The organism is Streptomyces sp. NPDC058637, assembly GCF_042717325.1.
Classification (GTDB): Bacteria; Actinomycetota; Actinomycetes; order Streptomycetales; family Streptomycetaceae; genus Streptomyces.
Genome location: NZ_JBHXRD010000008.1, coordinates 214,565 through 240,513, shown reverse-complemented (window position 1 = coordinate 240,513; position 25,949 = coordinate 214,565). Strand labels below are relative to the sequence as shown.

Genomic DNA, 25,949 nt, shown 5'->3' with positions numbered 1-25,949 from the left:
CCTCGTAAGGTCATGTCCGTGTTGGAGGAGATGCGGATACGGTCGCTCGGAGTCATCGACGACGCGGTGGTGGAGCTGTCACCCGGTTTCACCGCGGTGACGGGCGAGACCGGCGCGGGCAAGACCATGGTCGTCACCAGCCTCGGGCTGCTGCTCGGCGGGCGCGCCGACCCCGCCCTCGTGCGGGTCGGTGCCAAGGCCGCGGTCGTCGAGGGGCGGATCACGGTGTCCGAGGGCGACGCGGCCGCGCTGCGCGCCGTGGAGGCCGGGGGCGAGATCGAGGACGGTGCGCTGCTCATCAGCCGTACCGTTTCGGCGGAAGGACGCTCCCGGGCCCATCTCGGGGGCAGATCCGTGCCCGTCGGAGTCCTCGCCGAGCTCGCCGACGACCTCGTCGCCGTACACGGCCAGACCGACCAGCAGGGGCTCCTGAAGCCCGCGCGGCAGCGGGGGGCCCTCGACCGTTACGCGGGCGACGGTGTCGCGGTGCCGCACGCCACGTACACGGCGGCCTACCGTCGGCTGCGCGCGGTCGTCGTGGAGCTCGACGAACTGACCACCCGGGCCAGGGAGCGGGCCCAGGAGGCGGACCTGCTGCGCTTCGGCCTCGACGAGGTGGCCGCGGTCGAACCGCTGGCCGGGGAGGACATCGAGCTCGCCACCGAGGCCGATCGCCTCGGCCACGCCGAGGCCCTCGCCTCCGCCGCCACGCTCGCCCACGCGGCGCTCGCCGGTGATCCGGAGGACCAGGAGGGCGTGGACGCCACCACGGTCGTCGCCGCCGCCGGACGGTCCCTGGACGCCGTACGGGCCCACGACCCGGCACTGGCCGCGCTCGCCGACCGGATCGGCGAGATCTCGATCCTCCTCGCCGACGTGGCCGGTGAACTCGCCGGGTACGCCGACCAGCTGGACGCCGACCCGCTGCGGCTCGCCGCCGTCGAGGAGCGGCGCGCTGCGCTGACCGCGCTCACCCGCAAGTACGGCCAGGACATCACCGGGGTGCTCGCGTGGGCCGAGGAGGGCGCCGCCCGGCTGACCGAGCTGGAGGGCGACGACGACCGGATCGGTGAGCTGACGGCCGAGCGCGACGCGCTGCGCGCCGAGCTCTCCGTGCTCGGGCAGACGCTGACCGACGCGCGTACCGAGGCGGCGGCGCGCTTCGCCGGTGCGGTGACCGAGGAACTGGCGTCACTCGCGATGCCGCACGCCCGGGTCTCCTTCGCCATCCGGCAGACCGAGGCGGTGGACGAGGCGTCCGGCATCGACGTCGGCGGGCGGAGCGTGGTCTACGGGCCTTCCGGCGCCGACGAGGTCGAGCTCCTGCTGGCACCGCACCCCGGGGCCCAGCCCCGGCCGATCGCCAAGGGGGCGTCGGGCGGTGAGCTGTCCCGGGTGATGCTCGCCGTCGAGGTGGTCTTCGCCGGCTCGGACCCCGTACCGACGTACCTCTTCGACGAGGTCGACGCGGGCGTCGGCGGCAAGGCGGCCGTCGAGGTCGGCCGGCGGCTCGCCAAGCTCGCCAGGTCCGCGCAGGTCGTGGTGGTCACGCACCTGCCCCAGGTGGCGGCCTTCGCCGACCGGCAGCTGCTCGTCGAGAAGACGGTGGACGGCTCCGTGACCAGGAGCGGCGTCACCGTCCTGGAGGGCGAGGACCGGGTGCGCGAACTCTCCCGGATGCTGGCCGGCCAGGAGGACTCGGAGACGGCCCGGGCACACGCGGAGGAACTGCTCGCGACGGCACGGGCGGACGGGTAGCGGGTTCCGGCCCCCGCGCCGCGGCCCCGGCCTCGCAGCGCGGTTCGGGGGCGGACCTCGGCCCCGGTTCCGGCCCCGCAGCGGGCTCCGGGCGGCCGGCGTCCGGGGTCCTGCCCGTCCCCGGAGACCCGCCTCGGACCGCGCTCCGAGGGGCCCTCGGCGGGTCGCGCACCGGGCTCGACCCGGCCGCCAGGAATCCCACCCGGGCCAGGCGCGAACCTTCCCGGAAGCCGCCCGGCCCGGCTGCTGCCTGGCAGGCCCGCCCCGGACCGGAGGCCGGACACGGCCACGGGGCCCGGTCCTGGCCGGCCGCCCCCCGGACCCGGTACCGGATGCGGTCCGGCCGCCAGAAATCCGGCCAGGGGCCACACACGCACCGGCCTCGTAAACCGCCACGAACCGGACACCGGACGCCTCGGGCCCCGCCCGGGTGACGTCGGGCCCCGCCCGGGAACGGTTACCAGGGGCGCATTCCGGGCACATCCGGTGTCAACTTCGAGCCATTGAATTCACTCGTACGGGTGGGGCGCCCTGCCCGCCGTCGCCGCGAGGTCGGGAACAACGTTTCGTCAGTCCCGGAACGTGCGTACGGGCTGGCATCCTTGGCGCTGTCCTTTCCGCCGACTCGGGAACCCCGGGAGCCATTCCACGTGTCACAGCTGCGTACGGTCCAAGTCCTGGGCGGTGGTGCCGGAAGCAGCGCTCATGTCACCTCTCTCACCGCGGGTCTGGTCGCCAGAGGGGTCCAGGTCACCGTCTGTGCCCCGGCCGGCGTCGACCGCACCCACGACTTCCCCGCGCTCGGCGCCCGCTTCACCCCCATGCCCCGGCGCAGCGACCCCGCGGCCGTCGCCGCCCTGCGCGCCGCCTGCGCGGACGCGGACGTCGTCCACGCGCACGGCCTGCACGCCGCCGTACGCACCGGGATCGCGCTCAGCGGACGTACCACCCCGCTGGTCGTGACCTGGCGCACCCGGGCCCACGCCGAGGGCGCCCGTGGCGGGCTGCTGCGCCTGCTGGAGCGAAGGGCCGCCCGCGCGGCGGCCGTCGTGCTGGGCTCGTCATCCGAACTGGTCGACCGGGCCCGCCGACGGGGCGCCAGGGACGCGCGGCTCGCGCCGCTCGCGATCCCGGCGAGCCGCTTCGCCGGAACCGAAGACGGCAAGGCGCGCGTCGAAATGGGCGCGGTGGAACGGCCGCTGATCGTGTCGGCGGGCAGCCTCCAGCCGCACCACGGGTACGACACGCTGCTGGACGCCGCCCGTGAGTGGCGTGCGCTGGACCCCGTACCCCTGCTGGTCGTCGTGGGGGAGGGGCGCCGGACCGCGGCCCGTCAGCGGCGGATCACGGACGAGGGACTGCCCGTCGTCCTCACCGGATGCCGCGACGAGCTCGCCGGCATCCTCGCCGTCGCCGACCTGGCCGTGCTGCCCGGCCGCGGCGAGGTCCGGCCGGTGCTCGCGCAGGAGGCGCTGCGGCTCGGCATCCCCCTGGTCGCCGCCGAGTCCGGCGGACTGCTCGAACTCGTCGGCGACGCGGCCGAGCTCGTGCCGTACGGCGACGCGGAGGCACTGGCCGCCGCCGTCACCGGGCTCCTCGCCGCCCCGGAGCGGCGGGAGCGGCTGGCCGGGACGGGCCGGATACAGGCGGCGGGCTGGCCGACCGAGGACGACACCATCGCCCATGTGCTCGCCGTCTACGACGAGTTGGCGCAGCCGTAAGCGGGCTGCGCGCACCCGGGCCTCAGCGGGTGTGGCGACGGGCCCGCAGGGCCAGACTCAGGGCCAGTACCGTCTGCGGGTCGTCCAGGTCGGCGCCCAGCAGCTCCCCGATGCGAGCCAGCCGGTTGTACAGCGTCTGCCGGTTCAGATGCAGTTCGCGCGCGGCCTCCGCCTTGCGGCCCGCATGGGCGATGTAGGCCTCCAACGTGGGCAGCAGCGCGGGACGCGAGGTCCGGTCGTGCTCACGCAGCGGCCCGATCGCCCGGTCCACGAACGACGCCAGATCCGGGTGGTCCCGCAACCGCCACAGGAGCAGATCGATGTCGAGCCGCTGCGCGTCGTACCAGGGGCGCTCCCCGAGCCCCTGCGCGGCCGTCGCCGCCTCCGCCGCGTGCCGCAGCCCCGCGCCCGCCGCCGCCCAGCCGCCCGCGGCCCCGACCACGACGACCGGGGCGCGGTCCCCGGCCCGCGTCTGGCCGGCCCGCTCCACGCCCGCCCGCAGCGCCGCGGCCACCCGGTCGGCGAGCGCCGTGCGCCCCGTCTCGGGACGCAGCGCCAGCAGCAGCGGAATCCTGCCCTCCACAGGCCGGACGCCCAGCAGCACCGGCACGCCCATCGCCGACAGCTCCTCCATCACGGCCCGCGCCAGCAGCGCCCAGCTGCCCGACGGAGCGGACTCGGGGGTGAGCCGCATCACCACCGGCAGCAGCGGATCCTCGCCCGGCCTGAACCCCAGCACCCTGGCCTGCGCGGGCGCGTCCTCGGGCGCGATCCGCCCTTCGGAGAGATCGGTGAGGAAGTCACCGCGCCCCCGTGCCGCGAGCTCGTCCTCCTGGCGGGCCTGCATCAGGACGACGGCCAGAATGCCCGCCGCCCGTTCGGCCGCCATCCGGTGCACCGTCACCAGCGGCCCCGACACGGCGAGCAGCACCAGCCTCGCCCGCAGCGCACCCGTTCCCTGACCGCCGCCCGGCACCTCCACCAGGACCGTTCCGGCCGGCGGGGACTCCCGGACCCCACGGCCGCCGCGCAGCCCCTCCCAGACCTGCAGCGGATCGGCCCCCACCGGCCCGGTCCCGGTGCCCGCCGCGTAGAGCAGCCGGCCGTCCGGGGTCTCCAGGAAGACCGGGTTGGCGGTGAAGTCCGCCAGGATCCCCAATACCTGCGGCACCCCGCCGCCGCCGACCACGGCCCGCGTACAGCGCCGGTGCACCTCCTCGGCCCGCTGGAGCAGCGCGTAGTGCCCGTTGACGATCTCGGTGTGGATCTCCTCGGTGACCGCGACGAACGCCACCTCGCGGTGCAGCTGTACGAGCGGCAGCCCCGCCGCCCTCGCGGCGTCCACGATCGCCGCGGGCAGCCGGCTGAAGCGCGGCCCCAGCTCCACCACCAGGGCGGCGATGCCCCGGTCGGCCAGCCTGCGGACGAACGCCCGCTGCTCGGCGGGCCGGGAACCGAGCCCCAGCCCCGTCGTCAGCAGCAGCTCACCCCCCTTGAGCAGCGACGCGATGTTCGGCACCTCACCGGCGTGCACCCAGCGCACCGTACGGTCCAGCCGGTCCTCGCAGGCCAGTACCTCCGGGAGTCCGCCGCGCAGCCCCGGCAGCTCCAGCGCCCGCCGCACGGTGATCCCGCCCTCTGTCTCCACCGGCTCCTGCCTCGTGCTTCCACTCGCCCACGACGGGGCGGAATGCCCCGGTCAGGAAGCTACCGGGCCGGGCGGGGCGCGTCACACCACGGCGACGGACGGCTTCACGTTGTGATTCAGGTGGAACACGTTCCCGGGGTCGTACCGGGCCTTCACCGCGGCCAGCCGCTCGTAGTTCTCCTCACCGAACCCGGCGACGACCCGTTCCTGACCCTCACGCCCGATGAAGTTCAGATACACGGCGCCGCTCGCCCAGGGCCGGACGGCGGCCCGCACCTCGCGCACCCACGCCTTGCCCGGCCCGTCCTCCGCCTCGGTACCCCAGATCCCGAACGGGTGCACGCCCCAGGGTGCCGAACGCCAGGGCACCGGGAAGCCGCTCGGCTCCCGGGCCGCCTGACCGCCCAGCGGGAACAGCACATGCTGCGAACCGGACGGGACGGGCATCGCGCCGGCGGTCGAACAGAATGCGGCGACCGCCTCGTCGGGGAAGGAGTCCAGATACTCGGCGGACCAGTAGTTCCGCTGCCCCGGCGGGTCGTCGAGCATGCACTGCAGGTCCGCGTACGGGATCTCCGTGACGAGCTCCGACTCGCGGTGCAGCGCGAGCAGCGGCGCGGCCACGTCCCGGGCCTCCGCCTCCGGCCCCGCGTAGGTGACCAGGACCACGCAGGCGAGCCGGCCCACCAGGTGCTCGGGCACGAACTCCTCGGGAGGGCCGGTCAGATAGATGCAGGCACCGCCCGCCCCGTCCGGCGCCGAGTCCATCAGGTCCCGGTACGTGCGCACCGCGAGGGGACCGTCCTCGGGCCGGAAGACCAGCAGCATCATGGTCATGACGGGCAGTTCGTGCAGCCGCAGGGTGAGGGACGTGGCGACACCGAAATTTCCGCCGCCGCCGTGCAGCGCCCAGAAGAGGTCGGGATTCTCGTCCGCCGCGGCGTGGACGCGCCCGCCGTCCGCGGTGACCAGGTCGGCGGCCAGCAGATTGTCGCAGGCCAGCCCGAACTTCCGCTCCAGCCAGCCCGACCCGCCGCCCAGGGTGAAACCGCCCACCCCGGTGGTGGAGACCCGGCCCCCGGTGGTCGCCAGGGCGTACGGTTGCGTAGCCCGGTCCAGATCGCTCATGGTGGCCCCGCCCCCGACCCTGGCCGTTCCGCCGTCCCGGTCCACGGTGACGGCGTGCATGCGGCGCAGGTCGACGACCAGTCCGCCCTCGCTCAGTGACATCCCGGACACACTGTGCCCGCCGCCGCGCACCGCGACCTCCAGGCCGTGCTCACGGGCGAAGCCGAGCGCCCGCACCACGTCGGACTCGGCGGCGCACCGCACCACCACCGCGGGTCTGCGGTCGATCATGCTGTTGAAGACCGTGCGGGCCTCGTCGTAGCCCGGGTCGCCGGGCACGTGCGCCTCACCGGCGAGGGAGTCGCGGAGACCGGCCGTAAGGGTCTCCGCCAAAGGTTCGCGGGGTGTCATCGTGCCCCCTTCGCAGGGCGTGACAGAACCCTTCCATCGTAGGCCGGGCCGAGGACATCGGCCGTCCCACAGGTCCTGTCACGCCCCCGGATCAGCCGACGTACGCGCCGCTCGCCGTGAGCCGCAGCGCCGTGTCGATCAGCGGCACATGACTGAACGCCTGCGGGAAGTTGCCCACCTGGCGCTGCAGCCGCGCGTCCCACTCCTCGGCCAGCAGCCCCAGGTCGTTGCGCAGGGACAGCAGCTTCTCGAAGAGCTGGCGGGCCTCGTCGACCCGGCCGATCATCGCGAGGTCGTCGGCCAGCCAGAACGAGCAGGCCAGGAACGCGCCCTCGTCGCCCTCCAGCCCGTCCACGCCCGCGTCCTCCCCGGCCGTCGGATAGCGCAGGACGAAGCCGTCCTCCGTGGACAGCTCCCGCTGGATCGCCTCGATCGTGCCGATGACCCGCTTGTCGTCGGGCGGCAGGAAACCCATCTGCGGGATCAGCAGCAGGGAGGCGTCCAGCTCCTTCGACCCGTAGGACTGGGTGAAGGTGTTGCGCTCCTTGTCGTAACCCCGCTCGCAGACATCGCGGTGGATGTCCTCGCGCAGCTGCAGCCACCGCTCCAGCGGCCCGTCGGTGTCACCGGACTCGATCAGCTTGATGGTGCGGTCGACCGCGACCCAGGCCATCACCTTGGAGTGCACGAAGTGCCGGCGCGGCCCCCGCACCTCCCAGATGCCCTCGTCCGGCTCCTCCCAGTGCTTCTCCAGATAGCTGATCAGCTTGAGCTGGAGGCCCATGGCGTAGTCGTTGCGGGTCAGACCCGTCATGTGCGCCAGATGGAGCGCCTCCGTGACCTCGCCGTACACGTCGAGCTGCAACTGGTTCGCCGCGCCGTTGCCCACCCGGACCGGGCCGGAGTTCTCGTAGCCGGGCAGCCAGTCCAGCTCCGCCTCGCCGAGCTCCCGCTCGCCCGCGATGCCGTACATGATCTGCAGGTTCTCCGGGTCGCCCGCGACGGCCCGCAACAGCCACTCACGCCAGGCACGGGCCTCCTCGCGGTAGCCGGTGCGCAGCAGCGAGGACAGGGTGATCGCCGCGTCCCGCAACCAGGTGTAGCGGTAGTCCCAGTTCCGCGAGCCGCCGATGTCCTCCGGCAGGGAGGTGGTCGGGGCCGCCACAATGCCACCCGTCGGCGCGTACGTGAGCGCCTTCAGGGTGATCAGCGAACGGACCACCGCCTCCCGGTAGGGCCCGTGGTACGTGCACTGTTCGACCCACTCGCGCCAGAAGTTCTCCGTCGCCTCCAGCGAACCCTCGGGGTCCGGCAGGGCGGGCGGCTCGTGGTGCGAGGGCTGCCAGCTGATCGTGAACGCGATCCGGTCGCCGGGAGCCACGGTGAAGTCCGAGTACGTCGTCAGGTTCCGGCCGTACGTCTCGGTCTGGGTGTCCAGCCACACCGAGTCGGGGCCCGCGACGGCGACCGTACGGCCGTCCACCTTGTGGACCCACGGGGTGACCCGCCCGTAGCTGAAGCGCATCCGCAGTTCCGAGCGCATCTGCACCCGGCCGCTGACGCCCTCCACGATCCGGATCAGCTGGGGGGCGCCGTCACGCGGCGGCATGAAATCGGTCACGCGGACCGTGCCGCGCGGGGTGTCCCACTCCGATTCCAGGACGAGCGAGTCGCCCCGGTAGCGGCGCCGGTCCGCGGCGGCGGGCTGCGCCCCCTCCGGACGGGCTGGGCCCAGGCGCCAGAATCCGTGTTCCTCCGTGCCGAGAAGCCCGGCGAAAACGGCATGGGAATCGAAGCGGGGAAGGCACAGCCAGTCTGCTGTGCCGTCCCGGCAGACCAGGGCTGCGGTCTGCATGTCTCCGATGAGTGCGTAATCCTCGATGCGCCCGGCCACGTGCGTCTCCAGTCGAACGGCCATGTCGCCCCGAAGGGCGCTTACTGCTGGTCAAGGGGTCGTTGTAGTGAAACCGACGAGCTCTTGCACGGGTGAGCGGGCTGGGGTGGTGCCGCTGGGCCGGCCAACTCGGCAGCGAGTGTCCGAGCAGGATACGACGCACCCGGGGGTTCCGCGCGACTGTCCGCGAGTTGTCCGCCGCCTGCCATGGGCGAATGGGTAGGACCCGGGACGACTGCGGTGATCTTGTACGAAGCGTGTACGAGGAGTGGCCGGAAGCGGTCTCTCCCCGGCGCTGATACCCTGGTAGCCCGTGGACCGGTGGTCATCCCGACAGTGGACGAGGCCCCCGAACCGCAGCGACGGCGCCTCCGGAACCTCCGGACGGCACGCCGGTACGCACCTCACGATCGCGACCACGGGAGCCCCCTTTGGCTATGCAGCCCACATCCACGACGACCAAGCACATCTTCGTCACCGGGGGTGTCGCCTCCTCCCTCGGCAAGGGTCTGACTGCGTCAAGCCTGGGTGCCCTGCTCAAGGCACGTGGCCTGCGGGTCACCATGCAGAAGCTCGACCCCTACCTCAACGTCGACCCCGGCACGATGAACCCCTTCCAGCACGGTGAGGTGTTCGTCACGAACGACGGCGCCGAGACCGACCTGGACATCGGCCACTACGAGCGCTTCCTCGACGTCGACCTCGACGGCTCGGCCAACGTCACCACCGGCCAGGTCTACTCGCAGGTCATCGCCAAGGAGCGCCGCGGCGAGTACCTCGGCGACACCGTCCAGGTCATCCCGCACATCACCAACGAGATCAAGCACCGCATCCGGCGCATGGCGACCGACGACGTCGACGTCGTCATCACCGAGGTCGGCGGCACGGTCGGCGACATCGAGTCGCTGCCGTTCCTGGAGACCGTCCGCCAGGTCCGCCACGAGGTCGGCCGCGACAACGTCTTCGTCGTGCACATCTCGCTGCTGCCCTACATCGGCCCGTCCGGCGAGCTGAAGACGAAGCCGACCCAGCACTCCGTCGCGGCCCTGCGCAACATCGGTATCCAGCCGGACGCCATCGTGCTGCGCGCCGACCGGGACGTACCGCTCTCCATCAAGCGCAAGATCTCGCTGATGTGCGACGTCGACGAGGCCGCCGTGGTGGCCTGCCCGGACGCCAAGTCGATCTACGACATCCCGAAGGTCCTGCACTCCGAGGGGCTGGACGCCTACGTCGTCCGCAAGCTCGACCTGCCGTTCCGCGACGTCGACTGGACCACGTGGGGGGATCTGCTGGACCGCGTCCACAACCCCGACCACGAGGTCACCGTCGCCCTGGTCGGCAAGTACATCGACCTGCCCGACGCCTACCTCTCGGTCACCGAGGCCATCCGGGCCGGCGGTTTCGCGAACAAGGCCCGCGTCAAGGTCAAGTGGGTCGCCTCCGACGACTGCAAGACCCCGGCCGGCGCGCACAAGCAGCTCGGTGACGTCGACGCCGTCTGCATCCCCGGCGGCTTCGGCGAGCGCGGCGTCATCGGCAAGGTCGGCGCCATCCAGTACGCCCGCGAGAACAAGGTTCCGCTGCTCGGTCTGTGCCTCGGCCTGCAGTGCATCGTGATCGAGGCCGCGCGCAACCTCGCGGGGATCCCCGACGCCAACTCCACCGAGTTCGACGCCGCCACGGGCCACCCCGTCATCTCGACGATGGAGGAGCAGCTCGCGTACGTCGAGGGCGCGGGCGACCTGGGCGGCACCATGCGGCTCGGCCTGTACCCGGCGAAGCTCGCCGAGGGCTCCGTCGTCCGTGAGGCCTACGCCGACCAGCCGTACGTGGAGGAGCGCCACCGCCACCGCTACGAGGTCAACAACTCCTACCGCGCGGAGCTGGAGAAGAAGGCCGGACTGGTCTTCTCCGGCACCTCCCCGGACAACAAGCTCGTCGAGTACGTCGAGTACCCGCGCGAGACGCACCCCTACCTGGTCGCCACCCAGGCGCACCCGGAGCTGCGCTCCCGCCCGACCCGCCCGCACCCGCTCTTCGCGGGTCTGGTGAAGGCCGCCGTCGCGCGCCAGGCAGCGGCACGCGGCACGGACGCCCCCGCATAAGGCGATACGGTTGACCGGGGTACGGATCCCTCGCGGGACGCGTGCCCCGGTTTCTGTTTTTCGTGGGAGGACGTACATGGGAATCCAGGACACGCCCGAGGAGTGGCAGGTCACCGCGACGGTGACGCCCTTCGCCGGCAACAAGACCAGCGTCCGCACCGACGACGTGGTGATGCCCGACGGCACCGTCGCGCGCCGCGACTACCAGGTCCACCCGGGATCCGTCGCCGTCCTCGCCCTCGACGAGGCCGGCCGCGTCCTCGTCCTGCGCCAGTACCGCCACCCGGTGCGCCAGAAGCTCTGGGAGATCCCCGCCGGACTCCTCGACGTCCCGGGCGAGAACCCGCTGCACGCCGCCCAGCGCGAGCTGTACGAGGAGGCCCACGTCAAGGCCGAGGACTGGCGGGTGCTGACCGACGTCTACACCACGCCCGGCGGCTGCGACGAAGCCGTACGGATCTTCCTCGCCCGGGACCTCTCCGAGGCGGACGGCGAGCGCTTCGAGGTCTCCGAGGAGGAGGCCGACATGGAGCAGGCCCGGGTGCCGCTGCCGGAGCTCGTCCGGGGCGTGCTCGCCGGGGAGCTCCACAACAACTGCCTGGTGGTGGGCGCCTTGTCGCTCACCGCGGTGCTCGCGGGCGACGGGGTGGACTCGCTGCGCCCGGCCGAGGCGCCGTGGCCCGCCCGGCCGTTCGAGGCCTGAGGGCGGACCGCAGGCGGGGCAGGCCTACGCCGACCCGGCCGGAGGCGGACGGGCGTACGGACAGGGATCGGCGTACCGCCGGCCGGGGATCTTTCATAGGAAAAGCTGATCCGATCGGGGGACGTGTCCGCCGCGCTCGACCGTGATCGTCCGCACCACTGAACTACGCTCGAAAGGTCCCGACCGGAGTTCCGGCGGACAACCGCGTGGAGTGAAGTGGAGCGTGGCCCGTGACCGATCAGGCGGTGGACACCAGCGGCCCGGCCGGAGCGGCGGGAGTGTCGGGAGCCGAGCGGTCATCCGGTGCCACCCCACCCCAATTCTTCGGCCGTGAACGCGAGTTGAAGGACCTTCAGGCGGACATCGAGAGAGCCGGACTGGACACGCTGGCCGGCCGCAAGGCCGCCCGCGCCCGGGTCCTGCTGATCGCCGGACGGCCCGGATCCGGACGCACCGCGCTCGCCGCCGAACTGGCGCGCCGGCTCGCGGAACCGGGCGACTATCCCGACGGGGTGTTCCGGGTCGCGCTCACCGACCACAGCGGCGAACGCGTACCCGCCGAGCACACAGCGCGCGAACTCCTGGACCTGCTCTCGCTCCCCGCCCCGCCCGGCGCGGACGAGGACGAACTCTCCGGGATGGTCCGCGAGGCGTTCGCCGTGCGCCGGGCGCTGATCCTGCTCGACGACGCCGTGGACGCCGGACAGGTCGATCCGCTGCTGCCGGACAACCCGGACTGTCTGGTCGTCGCCACCTCCACCGGCCCGCTCACCGGAATCCCGGGCGTCCGTCCGTGCACCATCGGAGGCATGGACGCCGGATCGGCCGTCCAGCTGCTCGCCCGTACCATCGGACAGGTCAGGATCACCGTCGACCCACGGACCGCCGAGGCGCTGACCGAGGAGTGCGCCGGACAGCCCGCCGCCCTGGTGCTGGTCGCCGGGTGGCTCGCCGCCCGCCCCGGCGCCTCGGTCGCCGACGTCACCAAGCAACTGCGCGAGCTGCCGGACGACACCGAACAGCCCACCGGCGCCCGCCCGCTGGCGCGCGCCTTCCGGCTGGTCCACGAGTCCCTGCCGCAGGCCGCCGCCCGGATACTGCGCCTGCTCGCGCTCGCCCCCGCCGGACTGGCCGACGCCCACACCGCCTCCGCGCTCGCCGGGTGCTCCGTCTCTGCCGCCCAGACGACCCTGGACGACTTCGTCCGGTTCGGACTGCTGCGGTCGAACGGCGCGGACCTGCCCCAGTACGAGGTGCCCGGCTGCCTCGCCCCCCTGCTGCGGGCCCTGCTGGAGGAGCGGGACCGGCCGGCCGAGATCCAGCTGGCCCGGGCCAGGATGCTGGAGCGGACCGTACGCCAGCTCCAGTCCTGCCGGGCGGTCACCGACCCGGAGGGCACCCCCGCCCGCCGCAAGCTCGCCGGACTGCCCCGCTCGCTGCGCTTCCCCAACCCGGAGGCGGCCGCAGAGTGGCTGCGGATCCGGCAGCCCGCCCTGCTGGCCTCGGCCCGGCTCGCGGTCCAGGACGGGGAACTGGACACCCTGGCCCGCCGGCTGGTCGCCGCTCTCGTCCGCGCCCTCGCCGTACACCGGGGCACCGAGGACGCCGCGCCCGAGCTGTACGGGCTGCACGGCCTGGTCCTGGACGTGGCCGAGCGCCGCGACCTGCCCCGTGAGAAGGCCGCGGCCCTGCTCAACCTCGCCGATCTGGACGCCAGGACCGGCCGCACCAAGGAGGCGCTGACCCGCTACCGGGCCGCGCTGGACGCCGGCCGCGCGGCGAACGACCTCTACGCGACCGGCCGCGCGATGGAATCCGTAGGTGGCGCCTACGCGGAGCTGGGTGACTTCAACAGGGCCTCCGACTGGTACGGCCGGGCCCTCGCGCAGCGGCTCACGCAGGGGGAGCGGGCCGACGAGGCGCGGCTCTACGGGCGGCTCGGGGCCGTCCACAGCTACGCCGGACGCTACGGCGAGGCCCTGCGCAACTGGCGGGCGGCGGCGGCCGGGTACCGCAGGCTCGGCGACCTGCCCGCCCAGGCGCGGGCGCTCAGTGAGGCCGCACGGGTCCAGGAGTACGCGGGCCGGCCGCAGGAGTCGCTGCACACCTGCCGCGAGGCGGTCGAGCTGGCCCGCAGGGCGGGGGACGTGCGGCTGCAGGCGGCCCTCCAGCTCCGGCTCGCGGACACGCTGGACCGGCTCGGGGACCCGGCAGCGGCCGGGCTGCACAGGGCCGCTGCCGACAGATTACTGGGAGACCAGGGTGCGGCCTGCGAAATCCGTAGTACTTCGATCAAAACTTAATGCTTTGTAAGGCTGGACAGAGGGAAGCCCTTCATTAATGATGGCTCTGCTGCGTATCCCTGCGGTGTCCCCTTTATGCTGGGTTCATGTGGGTAACTCCCGCTATGCCCGAGCTGCCCTGCGAGCCAAGGACCGTGATCGACGTGAAGGTCGGCATCCCCCGCGAAGTCAAGAACAACGAGTTCCGAGTGGCGATCACCCCCGCCGGAGTGCATGAACTCGTCCGCCACGGTCACCAGGTGCTCGTCGAGCGGCACGCGGGTGAGGGCTCCTCCATCCCGGACGAGGAATACCTCGCCGCCGGTGCGCGGATCCTGCCCACCGCCGACGAGGTCTGGGCCGCCGCCGACCTGCTGCTCAAGGTCAAGGAGCCGGTCGCCGAGGAGTACCACCGCCTGCGCAAGGGCCAGACGCTCTTCACCTACCTCCACCTCGCCGCCTCCCGTGAGTGCACCGACGCGCTGCTGGCGTCCGGCACCACCGCGATCGCGTACGAGACGGTCGAGACCGCGAACCGCGCGCTGCCGCTGCTCGCCCCGATGTCCGAGGTCGCCGGCCGCCTCGCCCCGCAGGTCGGCGCGTACCACCTGATGCGCTCGGTCGGCGGGCGCGGGGTGCTCCCCGGCGGTGTCCCCGGCACGGGCTCGGCGAGGGCCGTCGTCATCGGCGGCGGGGTCTCCGGCTGGAACGCCACGCAGATCGCCGTCGGGCTCGGCTTCCACGTGACGCTGCTCGACCGGGACATCAACAAGCTGCGCGAGGCCGACCGGATCTTCGGCACCCGGGTGCGGACGGTCGTCTCCAACGCGCTCGAACTCGAGAAGGCCGTCGTCGAGGCCGACCTCGTCGTGGGCGCGGTGCTGATCCCCGGCGCGAAGGCGCCGAAGCTGGTCACCAACGAGCTGGTCGCCCGGATGAAGCCCGGAAGTGTTCTTGTCGACATCGCGATCGACCAGGGCGGCTGCTTCGAGGACTCGCACCCGACCACGCACGCCGAGCCGACCTTCATGGTCCACAACTCCGTCTTCTACTGCGTCGCGAACATGCCGGGCGCGGTGCCGAACACCTCCACGTACGCCCTCACGAACGCCACGCTGCCCTACATCCTGGAGCTCGCGAACCGGGGCTGGGTCGACGCCCTGCGCCGTGACGCCGCGCTCGCCAAGGGCCTCAACACCCATGACGGCCAGGTGGTTTACCGTGAGGTGGCCGAGGCGCACGGCCTCGACCACGTCGAGCCGGCGACGCTCCTCGGCTGAGCGGACGGCGCCCGCTGTCAACCCGCTCCGTCAACCTCGTACCACCGGCCGGACCTTGCTCAGCGGGGTCCGGCCGGACGCGTGCCGGGCTCCTGCGGGCATCCCGCTCAACTCGCCGGAGACGTAACCCCTTACCCTTTTTGCACCCCCGCGAAAGGTGCGCCCGGGGCCTCCGGCACCCTTGACAGAGGGGTGTTCGATTGCCGACACATCGGGCCGGGTCCGGCGGATTGTGTTGCTGCGAACCGGTGACACGCCATAGAGTCGCCAATCGTCGGCATGGTGCCACGCTGACCTATCGATAAGTTTCCTGGTCGCATCCAAGGAGGTAAGACGACTTGTGAATGAGTCGACAATTACTCCTGGGGGTGGTCAACCAGGGATGCCCGCACGGGGTCTGAGCCCGATCGGGCTCGAAGCTGTCGGCTCCGTCGCTGTCCGCACCTTCGCCACCCACCAGCACATGACGACAGCCCCCCAGATGATGGACGGCCTACACGTGAACGCCATGGCCGGCAACGAAAGTGGCCGAGACACAGCCCACTTCGCCGACTTCGCCGAGGTGCCCGAGGGGCACTTCTACGACCCCGACGCCGAATACGAGCCCGATCCGGAGTACGCGGCCACGCTCGCGCCCGATGCCGCTCGCCAGCGCCGCGAGCGGATCGGCCCCACCGGACGGCCACTGCCGTACTTCCCGATTCCCGGTCCGCTGACCGATCACGGCCCCGCGAAGATCATCGCGATGTGCAACCAGAAGGGCGGCGTCGGCAAGACCACGTCGACCATCAACCTGGGCGCAGCGCTCGCCGAGTACGGGCGGCGCGTCCTGCTCGTCGACTTCGACCCGCAGGGAGCCCTGTCGGTCGGCCTCGGGGTCAACCCGATGGAGCTCGACCTCACCGTCTACAACCTGCTCATGGAGCGGGGCATGGTGGCCGACGAGGTCCTGCTCAAGACGGCCGTGCCCAACATGGACCTGCTCCCGAGCAACATCGACCTCTCGGCCGCCGAGGTGCAGCTGGTGAGCGAGGTGGCGCGGGAGTCCACCCTGCAGCGTGCCCTCAAGCCGCTGATGGCCGACTACGACTACATCGTGATCGACTGTCAGCCCTCGCTGGGCCTGCTCACCGTGAACGCCCTGACGGCGGCTCGCAAGGTGATAGTCCCGCTCGAGTGCGAGTTCTTCGCGCTGCGCGGTGTGGCACTGCTCACCGAGACCATCGAGAAGGTCCAGGAGCGGCTCAACCCGGAACTGGAGCTCGACGGCATCCTCGCGACCATGTACGACTCCCGCACGGTGCACAGCCGCGAGGTGCTCGCGCGCGTCGTCGAAGCCTTCGACGACCACGTCTACCACACCGTCATCGGGCGCACGGTGCGCTTCCCGGAGACCACGGTCGCCGGTGAACCCATCACCACGTACGCGTCCAACTCGGTCGGTGCCGCCGCCTATCGCCAGCTCGCCAGGGAGGTGCTCGCCCGGTGTCACGCCGAGTGAGTCTGCCGGGGGCCGACGAGCTGTTCCGCACCACCGGCGGCATGGGTCTCCAGGGTTCGTCCTCCGCCGAGCGGCGACGCAAGGCGAACGGTGAGGCGCGGGTACCCGCGCCGGCCCCGGGGAACGACCCGTCGGCGGACACCGGCGCTCAGGCCGAGACCCCCGGGGGGAGCGGCGGCACGACGGCCGACCGGTCCCGGGAGGAGCATTCGGCGGCGGACTCCGACGGCGGAGGCTCCCGCAGCCGCGCCGACGGGGCCGGCGCGCCCCAGCCGCGCAGTGCGCCGCAGGACGCCGCTCCCACCGTCCAGCAGCAGCGCGGACGCGGCGGCGGGCGGGGCGCGAACCGCCGGCCGAGCGGCCGGGAACGCCACGACGAGAAGATCACGGTCTATGTGTCGGCCGAGGAACTGATGGACCTGGAGCACGCCCGGCTCGTGCTGCGCGGTGAGCACGGCCTCGCCGTCGACCGCGGGCGCATCGTCCGGGAGGCGGTCGCCGTGGTGCTCGCCGACCTGGAGTCGCGGGGCGACGCGAGCATCCTCGTACGGAGGCTGCGCGGCCGCTGACCGGCGCGGCGCCGGTAGCCTGCGGGAGGGCCGCACGGCCCGTCCTCGCGGGCGGCAGCGCCCGTACGTCACTCCGCCGCACCCCTGGACCGCGATGCCGACTGCCGACCACCCCCCCCGCCCGCCCCGCCGTGCGCTCGGCCGCGGACCGGCGGGTGCCCGGACCGGGGCGGGCCCGGGGGAGGCCGTTCCCGGCACTCCACCCTCCGGCGACCGCCCGACGGATCCCGTGGACGCGCCGACCGACCCGGCAGGCGCGCCCCGGAGGGCCGAGGAGGCACCGGGAGTCCCGGAGGGCGGCCCGGCGGGCCCCGGGCCCGCCGAGGACGGCACAGGGCTATCGACGGCCGCGGGCGGGAACGGCACCGGCCCGTCGGGACCTGCCGGGCGCGACACCGGTGGGCAGGAGGCCGTCGAGGGCGGCACACGCCCCCCGGCCCTCGCCGGGGACACCGGCCCTCCGGAGGCCACCGGCCCTCCGGAACCCGCCGAGGAGGGCACCGCCTCCCCGGAGGCCGTCGACGACAAGCGGTTCACCGTGCGGCTGGTCAACTTCGAGGGGCCGTTCGACCTGCTGCTCCAGCTGATCTCCAGGCACAAGCTCGATGTGACCGAGGTCGCGCTCTCCCGGGTCACCGACGAGTTCATGGCCCACATCCGCGCCATGGGACCCGACTGGGACCTCGACCAGACCACCGAGTTCCTCGTCGTCGCCGCGACCCTGCTCGACCTGAAGGCGGCCCGGCTGCTGCCCACCGCCGAGGTGGAGGACGAGGCGGACCTCGCACTCCTGGAGGCGCGGGACCTGCTCTTCGCACGGCTGCTCCAGTACCGCGCGTACAAGCGGATCGCGGAGATCCTCAGCGACCGGCTGGAGTCCGAATCGCGCCGCTACCCCCGGACCGTGGGGCTCGAACCCCAGCACGCGGAGCTGCTGCCCGAGGTCGTCATCAGCATCGGCCCGGACGGCTTCGCCCGGCTCGCGGTGAAGGCGATGCAGCCGAGGGCCGAGCCGCAGGTCTACGTCGACCACATCCACGCGCCGCTGGTCAGCGTGCGGGAACAGGCCCGGATCGTCGTCGGGCGGCTGCGCGCCGAGGGCGAGCTCAGTTTCCAGGTGCTCACCGAGGACGCGGGGGACACCCTCACCGTCGTCGCCCGGTTCCTGGCGCTCCTGGAGCTCTACCGGGAGAAGGCGGTCACCCTCGACCAGGAGGAGGCCCTCGGCGAGCTCCTGGTGCGATGGGCCGGGGCCGAGGGGACCGAACCGGTCGTGACGGACGAGTTCGACCAAGAGGTGCGCGAGGCACAGGAGGACGTACGGGAATGAGTGCAGACGACGACGGCGGACGCGACGGCGCGGTCGCCGCGCTCGACCTCAAGCCGGCGCTGGAGGCGGTCCTCATGGTCGTCGACGAGCCCGCCACCGAGGAGCACCTCGCCAAGGTGCTCCAGCGGCCCCGCAGGGCCGTAGCCGACGCACTGCGGGAGCTCGCCGACGAGTACACCGTCCAGGGCCGGGGCTTCGACCTGCGGCTCGTCGCCGGAGGCTGGCGCTTCTACACGCGCCCCGAGTACGCGGAGGCCGTCGAGGGCTTCGTCCTGGACGGCCAGCACGCCCGGCTCACCCAGGCCGCTCTGGAGACGCTCGCGGTGGTCGCGTACCGCCAGCCGGTGAGCCGTTCCAGGGTCTCCGCGGTGCGCGGAGTGAACTGCGACGGCGTCATGCGGACCCTCCTGCAGAGGGGTCTCGTCGAGGAGGCGGGCGCGGAACCCGAAACAGGTGCGATCCTGTACAGGACGACGAACTACTTTCTGGAGCGCATGGGCCTGCGAGGCCTGGACGAGCTCCCGGAGCTCGCGCCCTTCCTCCCGGAGGCGGACGCGATCGAGGCTGAGACGCTAGAGGGTGTGCCGTCGTTCGATCCGGACGCACCGGACACCCCGGAAACTCACGCAGACGACAAGACGGAATTTTGATGCGAAGCAGTGGCAGCAACAACGGAAGCGGCAGCGGCAAGAGCGGCGGCGACCGGAACCCCCGGGGCGGCTCGGGCGGCCCCCGCGGCGGTTCGGGCAACCCCCGCGGTGGCTCCGGCAACCCCCGGGGCGGCTCGGGCGGCCGGCCCAAGGCCACGGGAGGGCGCGACGACCAGCAGGAGCAGCGCCCCCGCCGGCCCCGCCCCGAGGAGCGCCGCTACGACGTGGGCTCCGACAAGCCGGGCGGCGACGGCGGCCCCCGCAAGGGCCGTGGCGCGGCGGCACGCGGTGGGGCCAAGGGCGGCCCCAAGCCCGCACAGAACGTGAGCAAGGGCGGACGCCGGGTGGGTGCCCCGTCCCGGCCCCGTGAGCTCGACGCCAAGATCGAGCAGCGCAACCGCGACCGGTACGCCGACAAGCCCGAGATCCGGACGCCCAAGACGCACCCGGGCGCCGAGCAGGAGGGCGAGCGGTTGCAGAAGATCCTCGCCCGCGCCGGCATGGGCTCGCGCCGGGCGTGCGAGGAGCTCATCGAGCAGGCCCGGGTCGAGGTCAACGGCGAGATCGTCCTCGAGCAGGGCAGGCGTGTCGACCCGCAGAAGGACGAGATCAAGGTCGACGGCCTGACCGTCGCGACCCAGTCGCACCTGTTCTTCGCGTTGAACAAGCCCGCCGGTGTCGTCTCCACGATGGGAGACCCGGACGGCCGCCAGAACCTCGGCGACTACGTCAACAACCGCGAGACGCGGCTGTTCCACGTCGGCCGGCTCGACACCGAGACCGAGGGCATCATCCTGCTCACCAACCACGGTGAGCTGGCCCACCGCCTGACGCACCCCGGGTACGGGGTGAAGAAGATCTACCTGGCCGCCATCCAGGGCCCGCTGCCGCGCGACCTCGGCAAGCGGCTCAAGGACGGCATCCAGCTGGAGGACGGGTACGCCCGTGCCGACCACTTCCGGGTCGTCGAGAACACCGGCAAGAACTACCTGGTCGAGGTGACCCTCCACGAGGGCCGCAAGCACATCGTCCGCCGGATGCTGGCCGAGGCCGGCTTCCCGGTCGAGCGGCTCGTGCGTACGTCCTTCGGACCGATCCCGCTCGGCGACCAGAAGTCGGGCTGGCTGCGCCGGCTGACCAACACCGAGGTCGGCATGCTGATGCGCGAGGTCGGTCTGTAACCCGCACCCCGCACCGAACGGCCCGCGGCCGGTTCCTGGTTCGTCTTTCGAACAGGGAACCGGCCGCGGGCCTTTCGCTGTCACCGTTTCTTCTTTATAGTCAGAGTGACTATTAAAGAGAGAAGGACGGCGTGACGCTCGCGGACATACTCGACCCCTTGCAACAGCCCCTGTTCACGGTCCTGGACACCCCGGTCAGCTGGACCGAGTTCCTCGGATTCGGCAGCGGGGCGCTGTGCGTCTGGCTCGTGGCCCGCCAGCACCTCGCCAACTGGCCGATCGGCATCGCCAACAACCTGTTCTTCATCCTGCTGTTCGCCCAGTCCGGTCTGTACGCCGACGCCGGCCTGCAGATCGTCTTCATCACCCTCGCCGCGTACGGCTGGTGGACCTGGACCCACGGGGGTGGACCAGGTGCGTCCGTCCTGCCGGTGCGTAGAACCACGCGCACCGAATGGACCTGGCTGCTCGCGGCGGGGGTGGCGGGGACCCTCGGCCTCACCCTGCTGCTGTCCCGGGCCACGGACTCGACCGTGCCGTTCTGGGACGCGCTGACGACCTCGCTGTCCCTCATGGCGACGTACGGGCAGTGCCGCAAGCGGGTCGAGTCCTGGTGGCTGTGGATCGCCGCCGACATCGTCTACATCCCGCTGTACGCGTACAAGGAGCTCTACCTCACCTCCCTGCTCTACGCCGGCTTCCTCACGCTCTGCCTCATCGGCCTGCGCAACTGGAGCCGCGACCTGGCCGTCGCCCCGGGCCGGGAGCGGGTGCCCGCGTGAAGCGCTACGGACACGGCCTGGTCCTCGGCAAGTTCTACCCGCCGCACGCCGGCCACCACCACCTCGTCCGCACCGCCCAGGACCGCTGCGAGCGGCTGACCGTCCTGGTCTGCGCCGCCTCCGTCGAATCCGTGCCCCTCGCCGACCGGGTCGCCTGGATGCGGGAGGTGCACCCGGACGTGCGCGTCGTGGGCGCCGTCGACGACACCCCCATGGACCTGAACGACCCGGCGGTCTGGGACGCGCACATGGCCGTGTTCACCGGGGCCGTCCCCGAACGGGTCGACGCCGTCTTCACCTCGGAACCGTACGGCGCCGAACTGGCCCGCCGGTTCGGCGCACGCTCCGTCCTCGTCGACCCCGGCCGAACCCTCTTCCCCGTCTCCGGCACCGCCGTCCGGGCCGACCCGGCCGCCTGCTGGGACTACCTCGAACCGCCCGTACGGGCCGCGCTCACCCGCCGCGTCGTCGTCCTCGGCGCCGAGTCCACCGGCACCACGACCCTGGCCCGGGCGCTGGCCGAGCACTACCGGCGGCGCGGCGGTGTCTGGGCGCAGACCCGGTACGTCGCCGAATACGGGCGGGAGTTCAGCGAACAGAAGCTCGCGGACCTGCGCGGCCGGTGGCCCGGCGCGCAGTGGGAGGACGTCTCCTTCGGCACGGACGACTTCCCGCTCATCGCCGGGACCCAGAACGCCCGGGAGGAGGCCGCCGCCCGGGCCGGCTCCCCGGTGCTCTTCTGCGACACGGACTCCTTCGCCACCACCGTCTGGCACGAGCGGTACATCGGCGGACGCAACCCGCTCGTGGAGCGGACCGCCGACCTGGCCACCCACCACCTCTGGCTGCTCACCGACCACGAGGGCGTCGCCTTCGAGGACGACGGGCTCCGTGACGGCGAGGAACTGCGGCCCTGGATGACGGACCGATTCCGCGCCGAACTCACCCGTACCGGACGGGAGTTCATCGAGGTAACCGGCCCGCACGCGACACGCCTGGACACGGCGGTCGCCGCGGTCGACGCACTCCTCGCCGCCGGCCCGCGCCTCACCGACCCCCTCCCGGAGAAGCGATGAGCACCGTCCCCGAGGGATACGACCCCCACGCCTTCGCCCCCTTCGCCGTCACCGTCGACCTCGCGGTCTTCACCGTCCGGGAAGGCGGGCTCCACGTCCTGCTGGTGGAACGCGGCGAGGACCCCTACAAGGGCCACTGGGCACTGCCCGGCGGCTTCGTGCTGCCCCGGGAATCCGCGGAGGAGGCGGCACGCCGCGAGCTCGCCGAGGAGACCGGACTCACCCAGGGCACCGTGTGCGCCTTCCACCTCGAACAACTGCGCACCTACAGCGATCCGGACCGCGACCCCAGGATGCGGGTCGTCTCCGTCGCGTACGCCGCACTCGTCCCGGACCTGCCCGAACCGCGGGGCGGCGGGGACGCGGCGCGCGCTCGGTGGTGGGACGCGGGCGGCACCGGGCCGCTCGCCTTCGACCACGACCGCATCCTGGCCGACGCGCACGACCGGATCGGCGCCAGGCTCGAGTACTCCTGCCTGGCGACGGCCTTCTGCCCCGCCGAGTTCACGCTCGGAGAGCTCCAGCAGGTCTACGAGACCGTCTGGGGCGTCGAGCTCGACCGGCCCAACTTCCGGCGCAAGGTCCTGACCACGCCCGGCTTCGTCCAGGCCGTCGACGGGCCGCCGCGCCGTACCGGCGGACGGGGGAAACCCGCCGCCCTGTACCGGGCGGGCGCCGCCACCTCCCTGCACCCTCCACTCCTGCGCCCGGAAGGACGCCCCGAAGGACGGACATCATGATCCCGACCCGAATACTCACCAAGCAGGCCGCCACAGGCGCGCTCACCGGGCTCGCGCTCGGCGACGCACTGGGCTTCCCGACCGAGTTCAACGACGTGCCGTCCATCCTCGCGAAGTGCGGGCCCTGGCGGCAGATGCCCCTCCCGAAGCCGGCGATCGTCACCGACGACACCCAGATGACACTCGCCCTGGGACGCGGCATACGCACCGCCATGGACCGCGGACTGCTCACCCCGCCGCGGCTGGTGCGCCCCGTCCGCGAGGAGTTCGTCGACTGGTACCACTCGCCGGACAACAACCGGGCGCCCGGCCGCACCTGCATGACGGCCTGCCGCCTGCTGGACGGCGAACGGCCCTGGCAGGAGGCCAGCCAGACCGGCTCCAAGGGCTGCGGCGCCAACATGCGGGTGGCACCGGTCGGGCTCGTACCCGGCCTCAGCGAGGAGCAGCGCTCCGGCGCCGCGCAGCTCCAGGCCGCACTCACCCACGGCCACCCCACCGCCCTGGCCGCCTCGGACCTGATGGCCCGCGCGGTGTTCCTGCTGACACAGGGGGCCGAACCCCTCGGGCTGGTCGGCCAGTTGCGCAGCTACGCCTACGAGAACAGCGGCCGCTACCTGGAGCGCTGGCTCGGCGACCTCTGGCGGTACGCGGGCGACGCCTCACCCGAGGCGTACATCCGGCGCGGCTGGGACGAGTGCCTGGCCGCGCTGGGCAGGGTGCAGGACGCCCTGCGTGACCCGTCCCCGGAGACCGACCCCTGCGAGACGACCGGCGACGGCTGGATCGCCGAGGAGGCCCTCGCCACGGCCCTGCACTGCTTCCTCCTCTTCCCGGAGGAACCGGTCACCGCGCTGCGCCGGGCCGCCTGCACCCGGGGCGACTCCGACTCGATCGGCTGCCTGACAGGGGCGCTGGCCGGGGCGCATCTCGGGGCGGGCGCCTGGCCCAAGGAGTGGTCGGAACGCATCGAGTACCGGAGCGACCTGCTGTCGCTCGGCGCGCTCTGGGACGCCTGACCCGTGCGCCTCGACACGACGCCCCTCCCGCGGGCCGGGCTGCCGGTCGCCGACCTCACCCCGGTCCTCGCCGAGGAACCGGGCCCGCTCCTGATCGCCACGGTCTCCGGCGCGCATCTGTACGGCATTCCCTCGCGCGACTCGGACGTGGACCTGCGGGGGGTCCACGTCCTTCCCGCGGAGGATCCCGTCGGACTGCGCGACCCTCAGGAGACACGCACGCGCGTGTGGGACCGCGACGGGGCCGAGACGGACCTCGTCACCCACGGCGTTCGTCCGTCTCGTGCCGAAACCCGACGGCCGCGTACTGGAGCAACCGCTGTCCCCGGCCGGTCGCGCACACCACCGCGCTCCACGCGGAGCTGACCGCACCGGCGCCGGCCGTCCTGACCCGCGACCACGCCCCGCTCGCGGCGCCGCACACCGCCCTCGACGAGGCCCAGGCCGGATCGTCGCTGCCCGGCGCCGCGTCCGGCTTCGACGCGCCGCACGATCTGGTGGTCCGCGCCCGGCCCGGCTAGCCGGTCACCGCGGACGCCCGGCGGGTCCGGACCAGGAACGCCTCCACGCGTTCCCGGTCCGGCTCCGGCGGGAGCGGTGAACGGCCGGCCGCCTCGTCGTTCTCCTCGGCCAGGCGCGTCATCCGCCGCTCCACCTCGGACCACGGGACCTCGCCCCGCCTCACCGCGAGGAGTTCGTCCCGCGCGTCACCGGCCTCGATGACCAGCTCACCCGTCCGCAACAGGTCCCGGCAGCTCGCCAGCAGCCGCAGCAGGTGCATGGCGTGCTTCCAGCGCGGGGCGCCGTACTGCCGGATGTCCGCCTCCAGCTTCCTGCGCTGGCCCAGCGCGTAGCGGACGAACGTCTCGTGGGCCCGGCGGGACAGGAACGCCCCGCGCAGACCGAGGAGTTCCCGGCCGGTGTCGTCGATCCGCTCCACGAGCGGCGAGTGCAGGCACTCCAGGACGTTGGGGTTGGCCCGGAGCGCCAGCTCGCAGAAGCGCTCCAGTTCCCAGGAGAACTGCTCCTCGGCGGGCCCGTCGATATGGGTGGGGGGCTTGGTGAAGCGCCAGAACAGCGGAGCCGGCGCGAGGAAGACCCCACGCCGGTCCGTGTCACTGCCGTCGGTGGCCAGCCCGAACGCGCGGGAACCCATCACGCACGAGTAGACCGTGTGATCGCGTACGAGGGCCTCGGCCTCAGGGGTGATCATGCGCGCGAGGGTACGCGGGCCGACCACCACCCGGGGGAGGGGCCCTACCCGAGCCGGATGCTGTCGCCCTCGACGGTGATCCGCTCCACGGGCAGCGGCCGCGACGCGGGCCCCGCCTCGACCGCGGCGTCCGTGATGCCGAACCTACTGCCGTGGCAGGCGCAGTTGATCGTGCCGTCCCCGACCGACGAGACGAGGCAGCCCGCGTGGGTGCAGACCGCGGAGAAGGCCTTGAAGTCGCCCGCCTCCGGCTGGGTCACCACGACCTTGCGGTCCTTGAGGACCGTGCCGCCGCCGACCGGGACGTCGGAGGTCCGGGTCAGCTCCGCCGCGGAGGTTCCCGGGGTCTCGGCAGCGGTGGCCGGGGCCGTGCTCCCGTCGCTGTCCCCACCCCCGTCGCCGGACGAGCCGCAGCCGGCCGCCAGTGCGGCGGCGCCCGCGGTGAGGACCGTCCTTCGCCGTGCGTTCATGGCTCTCCTCGCGTGGTGGTCGATGAGGGGCATCGTGGCGCCGTGGGCCGCTCGGACGAAGCAACCGGGCGGCGGATGCGCCCGGGAGAGTGGCGATACGGAGACTTCCTGTACAGTCGTCCAGGAAATTACTTCCTGGTCAGGTGTCCAGGAAATCTGCCACAGGAGGCCGGACATCATGCAGACCGCCGCCCAGGTGCTGGTCGCGCTCGTCGCGCTGATCCACGCCTACTTCCTCGTCCTGGAGATGTTCCTCTGGGACACCCCGCGCGGCCGCAAGGCCTTCGGCACCACCGAGGAGTTCTCCAGGGCGAGCGCCACCCTCGCCGCCAACCAGGGGCTCTACAACGGGTTCATGGCCGCCGGGCTGGTCTGGAGCCTGGTGGCGGGCGATCCCGTCGCCCACCAGGCGCAGATCTTCTTCCTGAGCTGCCTGATCGTCGCCGGGGTCTACGGCGCGGCCACCGTCAGCCGCAAGATCCTCTACGTCCAGGCGGCGCCCGCCGCCGTCGCACTCGCCCTCGTCCTCCTCGCGGGCTGAGACG

The 25,949-nt window shown here is 72.7% G+C and carries 21 protein-coding genes and 1 pseudogene; 17 read left to right on the top strand and 5 right to left on the bottom strand.

From position 1 onward, the window contains the following. Nucleotides 1-12: 12 nt before the first annotated feature. Nucleotides 13-1,758 carry a DNA repair protein RecN gene (gene recN, locus ACFWVP_RS10915; RefSeq protein ID WP_384495481.1) on the top strand — a complete coding sequence of 582 codons (1,746 nt, stop codon included), beginning with the start codon at nt 13-15 and terminating at the stop codon, nt 1,756-1,758. Between the two features lie 650 nt (nt 1,759-2,408). Continuing rightward, nucleotides 2,409-3,479 (top strand): glycosyltransferase family 4 protein, encoded by a 1,071-nt coding sequence (locus ACFWVP_RS10910; RefSeq protein WP_384495479.1) that lies wholly within the window; start codon nt 2,409-2,411, stop codon nt 3,477-3,479. Between the two features lie 22 nt (nt 3,480-3,501). Here the strand turns inward: ACFWVP_RS10910 and ACFWVP_RS10905 are convergent, their stop codons facing one another. The 3 genes from ACFWVP_RS10905 to ACFWVP_RS10895 form a co-directional block, all read right to left on the bottom strand. Further along, nucleotides 3,502-5,127, bottom strand: coding sequence for a PucR family transcriptional regulator (locus ACFWVP_RS10905; RefSeq protein ID WP_384495477.1), 1,626 nt, complete (start codon nt 5,125-5,127; stop codon nt 3,502-3,504). 81 nt (nt 5,128-5,208) lie between these two features. After that, entirely contained in the window at nt 5,209-6,606 is a 1,398-nt protein-coding gene (locus ACFWVP_RS10900; RefSeq protein ID WP_384495475.1) for an FAD-binding oxidoreductase, read from the bottom strand. A gap of 91 nt (nt 6,607-6,697) precedes the next feature. After that, on the bottom strand, nt 6,698-8,500 hold the full coding sequence (locus ACFWVP_RS10895) for a glycoside hydrolase family 15 protein (protein WP_384495520.1): 1,803 nt from the start codon (nt 8,498-8,500) through the stop codon (nt 6,698-6,700). Between the two features lie 437 nt (nt 8,501-8,937). Here ACFWVP_RS10895 and ACFWVP_RS10890 point away from each other — a divergent pair, with 437 nt between their 5' ends. The 14 genes and pseudogenes from ACFWVP_RS10890 to ACFWVP_RS10825 all read left to right on the top strand — a co-directional run bounded on the left by ACFWVP_RS10890 (nt 8,938) and on the right by ACFWVP_RS10825 (nt 24,242). Then, a complete protein-coding gene (locus tag ACFWVP_RS10890; RefSeq protein ID WP_384495473.1) occupies nt 8,938-10,608 on the top strand; it encodes a CTP synthase in 1,671 nt (556 codons plus the stop codon). Between the two features lie 76 nt (nt 10,609-10,684). Continuing rightward, nucleotides 10,685-11,311 (top strand): NUDIX domain-containing protein, encoded by a 627-nt coding sequence (locus ACFWVP_RS10885; protein WP_384495471.1) that lies wholly within the window; start codon nt 10,685-10,687, stop codon nt 11,309-11,311. 230 nt (nt 11,312-11,541) lie between these two features. After that, nucleotides 11,542-13,614, top strand: coding sequence for a tetratricopeptide repeat protein (locus ACFWVP_RS10880; RefSeq protein WP_384495469.1), 2,073 nt, complete (start codon nt 11,542-11,544; stop codon nt 13,612-13,614). A gap of 143 nt (nt 13,615-13,757) precedes the next feature. Continuing rightward, complete coding sequence (ald, locus tag ACFWVP_RS10875) at nt 13,758-14,873, top strand: alanine dehydrogenase (protein ID WP_384495518.1); 1,116 nt, start codon at nt 13,758-13,760, stop codon at nt 14,871-14,873. Nucleotides 14,874-15,255: 382 nt separating this feature from the next. Next, nucleotides 15,256-16,374 (top strand): ParA family protein, encoded by a 1,119-nt coding sequence (locus tag ACFWVP_RS10870; protein ID WP_384495467.1) that lies wholly within the window; start codon nt 15,256-15,258, stop codon nt 16,372-16,374. Next, a complete protein-coding gene (locus ACFWVP_RS10865; protein WP_384495516.1) occupies nt 16,371-16,943 on the top strand; it encodes a hypothetical protein in 573 nt (190 codons plus the stop codon). The genes ACFWVP_RS10870 and ACFWVP_RS10865 overlap by 4 nt, the downstream gene beginning before the upstream one ends. A gap of 94 nt (nt 16,944-17,037) precedes the next feature. Then, complete coding sequence (locus tag ACFWVP_RS10860) at nt 17,038-18,273, top strand: segregation/condensation protein A (RefSeq protein WP_384495465.1); 1,236 nt, start codon at nt 17,038-17,040, stop codon at nt 18,271-18,273. Next, nucleotides 18,270-18,923 (top strand): SMC-Scp complex subunit ScpB, encoded by a 654-nt coding sequence (scpB, locus tag ACFWVP_RS10855; protein ID WP_384495463.1) that lies wholly within the window; start codon nt 18,270-18,272, stop codon nt 18,921-18,923. The genes ACFWVP_RS10860 and scpB overlap by 4 nt, the downstream gene beginning before the upstream one ends. Continuing rightward, nucleotides 18,923-20,104, top strand: a complete 1,182-nt coding sequence (locus tag ACFWVP_RS10850; protein ID WP_384495462.1) for a pseudouridine synthase — start codon at nt 18,923-18,925, stop codon at nt 20,102-20,104. The genes scpB and ACFWVP_RS10850 overlap by 1 nt, the downstream gene beginning before the upstream one ends. 131 nt (nt 20,105-20,235) lie before the next feature. Further along, nucleotides 20,236-20,886 (top strand): nicotinamide riboside transporter PnuC, encoded by a 651-nt coding sequence (pnuC, locus tag ACFWVP_RS10845; RefSeq protein ID WP_384495460.1) that lies wholly within the window; start codon nt 20,236-20,238, stop codon nt 20,884-20,886. Further along, the gene (locus ACFWVP_RS10840; RefSeq protein ID WP_384495458.1) at nt 20,883-21,962 is read left to right on the top strand and encodes an AAA family ATPase; all 1,080 of its coding nucleotides are present in this window, start codon (nt 20,883-20,885) and stop codon (nt 21,960-21,962) included. Before pnuC ends, ACFWVP_RS10840 begins: the two co-directional genes overlap by 4 nt. After that, nucleotides 21,959-22,702, top strand: coding sequence for an NUDIX domain-containing protein (locus ACFWVP_RS10835; protein WP_384495456.1), 744 nt, complete (start codon nt 21,959-21,961; stop codon nt 22,700-22,702). Before ACFWVP_RS10840 ends, ACFWVP_RS10835 begins: the two co-directional genes overlap by 4 nt. Further along, a complete protein-coding gene (locus ACFWVP_RS10830) occupies nt 22,699-23,721 on the top strand; it encodes an ADP-ribosylglycohydrolase family protein (RefSeq protein WP_384495455.1) in 1,023 nt (340 codons plus the stop codon). The genes ACFWVP_RS10835 and ACFWVP_RS10830 overlap by 4 nt, the downstream gene beginning before the upstream one ends. A 3-nt stretch (nt 23,722-23,724) precedes the next feature. Then, a pseudogene (locus tag ACFWVP_RS10825) lies at nt 23,725-24,242 on the top strand (DNA polymerase beta superfamily protein). Here ACFWVP_RS10825 and ACFWVP_RS10820 read toward each other — a convergent pair. Continuing rightward, nucleotides 24,239-24,934: a DNA polymerase beta superfamily protein gene (locus tag ACFWVP_RS10820; RefSeq protein ID WP_384495453.1), complete on the bottom strand. Its 696-nt coding sequence runs from the start codon at nt 24,932-24,934 to the stop codon at nt 24,239-24,241. The pseudogene ACFWVP_RS10825 and the gene ACFWVP_RS10820 sit on opposite strands and share 4 nt — an antisense overlap. Before the next feature lie 44 nt (nt 24,935-24,978). Beyond that, nucleotides 24,979-25,404 carry a Rieske (2Fe-2S) protein gene (locus ACFWVP_RS10815; protein ID WP_384495452.1) on the bottom strand — a complete coding sequence of 142 codons (426 nt, stop codon included), beginning with the start codon at nt 25,402-25,404 and terminating at the stop codon, nt 24,979-24,981. A gap of 178 nt (nt 25,405-25,582) precedes the next feature. On the opposite strand from ACFWVP_RS10815, the gene ACFWVP_RS10810 reads away from it, so the two are divergent. Next, entirely contained in the window at nt 25,583-25,945 is a 363-nt protein-coding gene (locus ACFWVP_RS10810; RefSeq protein ID WP_384495450.1) for a DUF1304 domain-containing protein, read from the top strand. Nucleotides 25,946-25,949: the final 4 nt, after the last annotated feature.

Bases quoted from the DNA above. Each gene is read 5' to 3' on its own strand.
- ACFWVP_RS10815 (WP_384495452.1), bottom strand. From the start codon at position 25,404: ATGAACGCACGGCGAAGGACGGTCCTCACCGCGGGCGCCGCCGCACTG.
- ACFWVP_RS10850 (WP_384495462.1), top strand. From the start codon at position 18,923: ATGCGAAGCAGTGGCAGCAACAACGGAAGCGGCAGCGGCAAGAGCGGC.
- ACFWVP_RS10820 (WP_384495453.1), bottom strand. From the start codon at position 24,934: ATGATCACCCCTGAGGCCGAGGCCCTCGTACGCGATCACACGGTCTAC.
- ACFWVP_RS10870 (WP_384495467.1), top strand. From the start codon at position 15,256: ATGCCCGCACGGGGTCTGAGCCCGATCGGGCTCGAAGCTGTCGGCTCC.
- recN (WP_384495481.1), top strand. From the start codon at position 13: ATGTCCGTGTTGGAGGAGATGCGGATACGGTCGCTCGGAGTCATCGAC.
- ACFWVP_RS10810 (WP_384495450.1), top strand. From the start codon at position 25,583: ATGCAGACCGCCGCCCAGGTGCTGGTCGCGCTCGTCGCGCTGATCCAC.
- ACFWVP_RS10900 (WP_384495475.1), bottom strand. From the start codon at position 6,606: ATGACACCCCGCGAACCTTTGGCGGAGACCCTTACGGCCGGTCTCCGC.
- ACFWVP_RS10885 (WP_384495471.1), top strand. From the start codon at position 10,685: ATGGGAATCCAGGACACGCCCGAGGAGTGGCAGGTCACCGCGACGGTG.
- ACFWVP_RS10830 (WP_384495455.1), top strand. From the start codon at position 22,699: ATGATCCCGACCCGAATACTCACCAAGCAGGCCGCCACAGGCGCGCTC.
- ACFWVP_RS10890 (WP_384495473.1), top strand. From the start codon at position 8,938: ATGCAGCCCACATCCACGACGACCAAGCACATCTTCGTCACCGGGGGT.
- ACFWVP_RS10835 (WP_384495456.1), top strand. From the start codon at position 21,959: ATGAGCACCGTCCCCGAGGGATACGACCCCCACGCCTTCGCCCCCTTC.
- ACFWVP_RS10860 (WP_384495465.1), top strand. From the start codon at position 17,038: ATGCCGACTGCCGACCACCCCCCCCGCCCGCCCCGCCGTGCGCTCGGC.
- scpB (WP_384495463.1), top strand. From the start codon at position 18,270: ATGAGTGCAGACGACGACGGCGGACGCGACGGCGCGGTCGCCGCGCTC.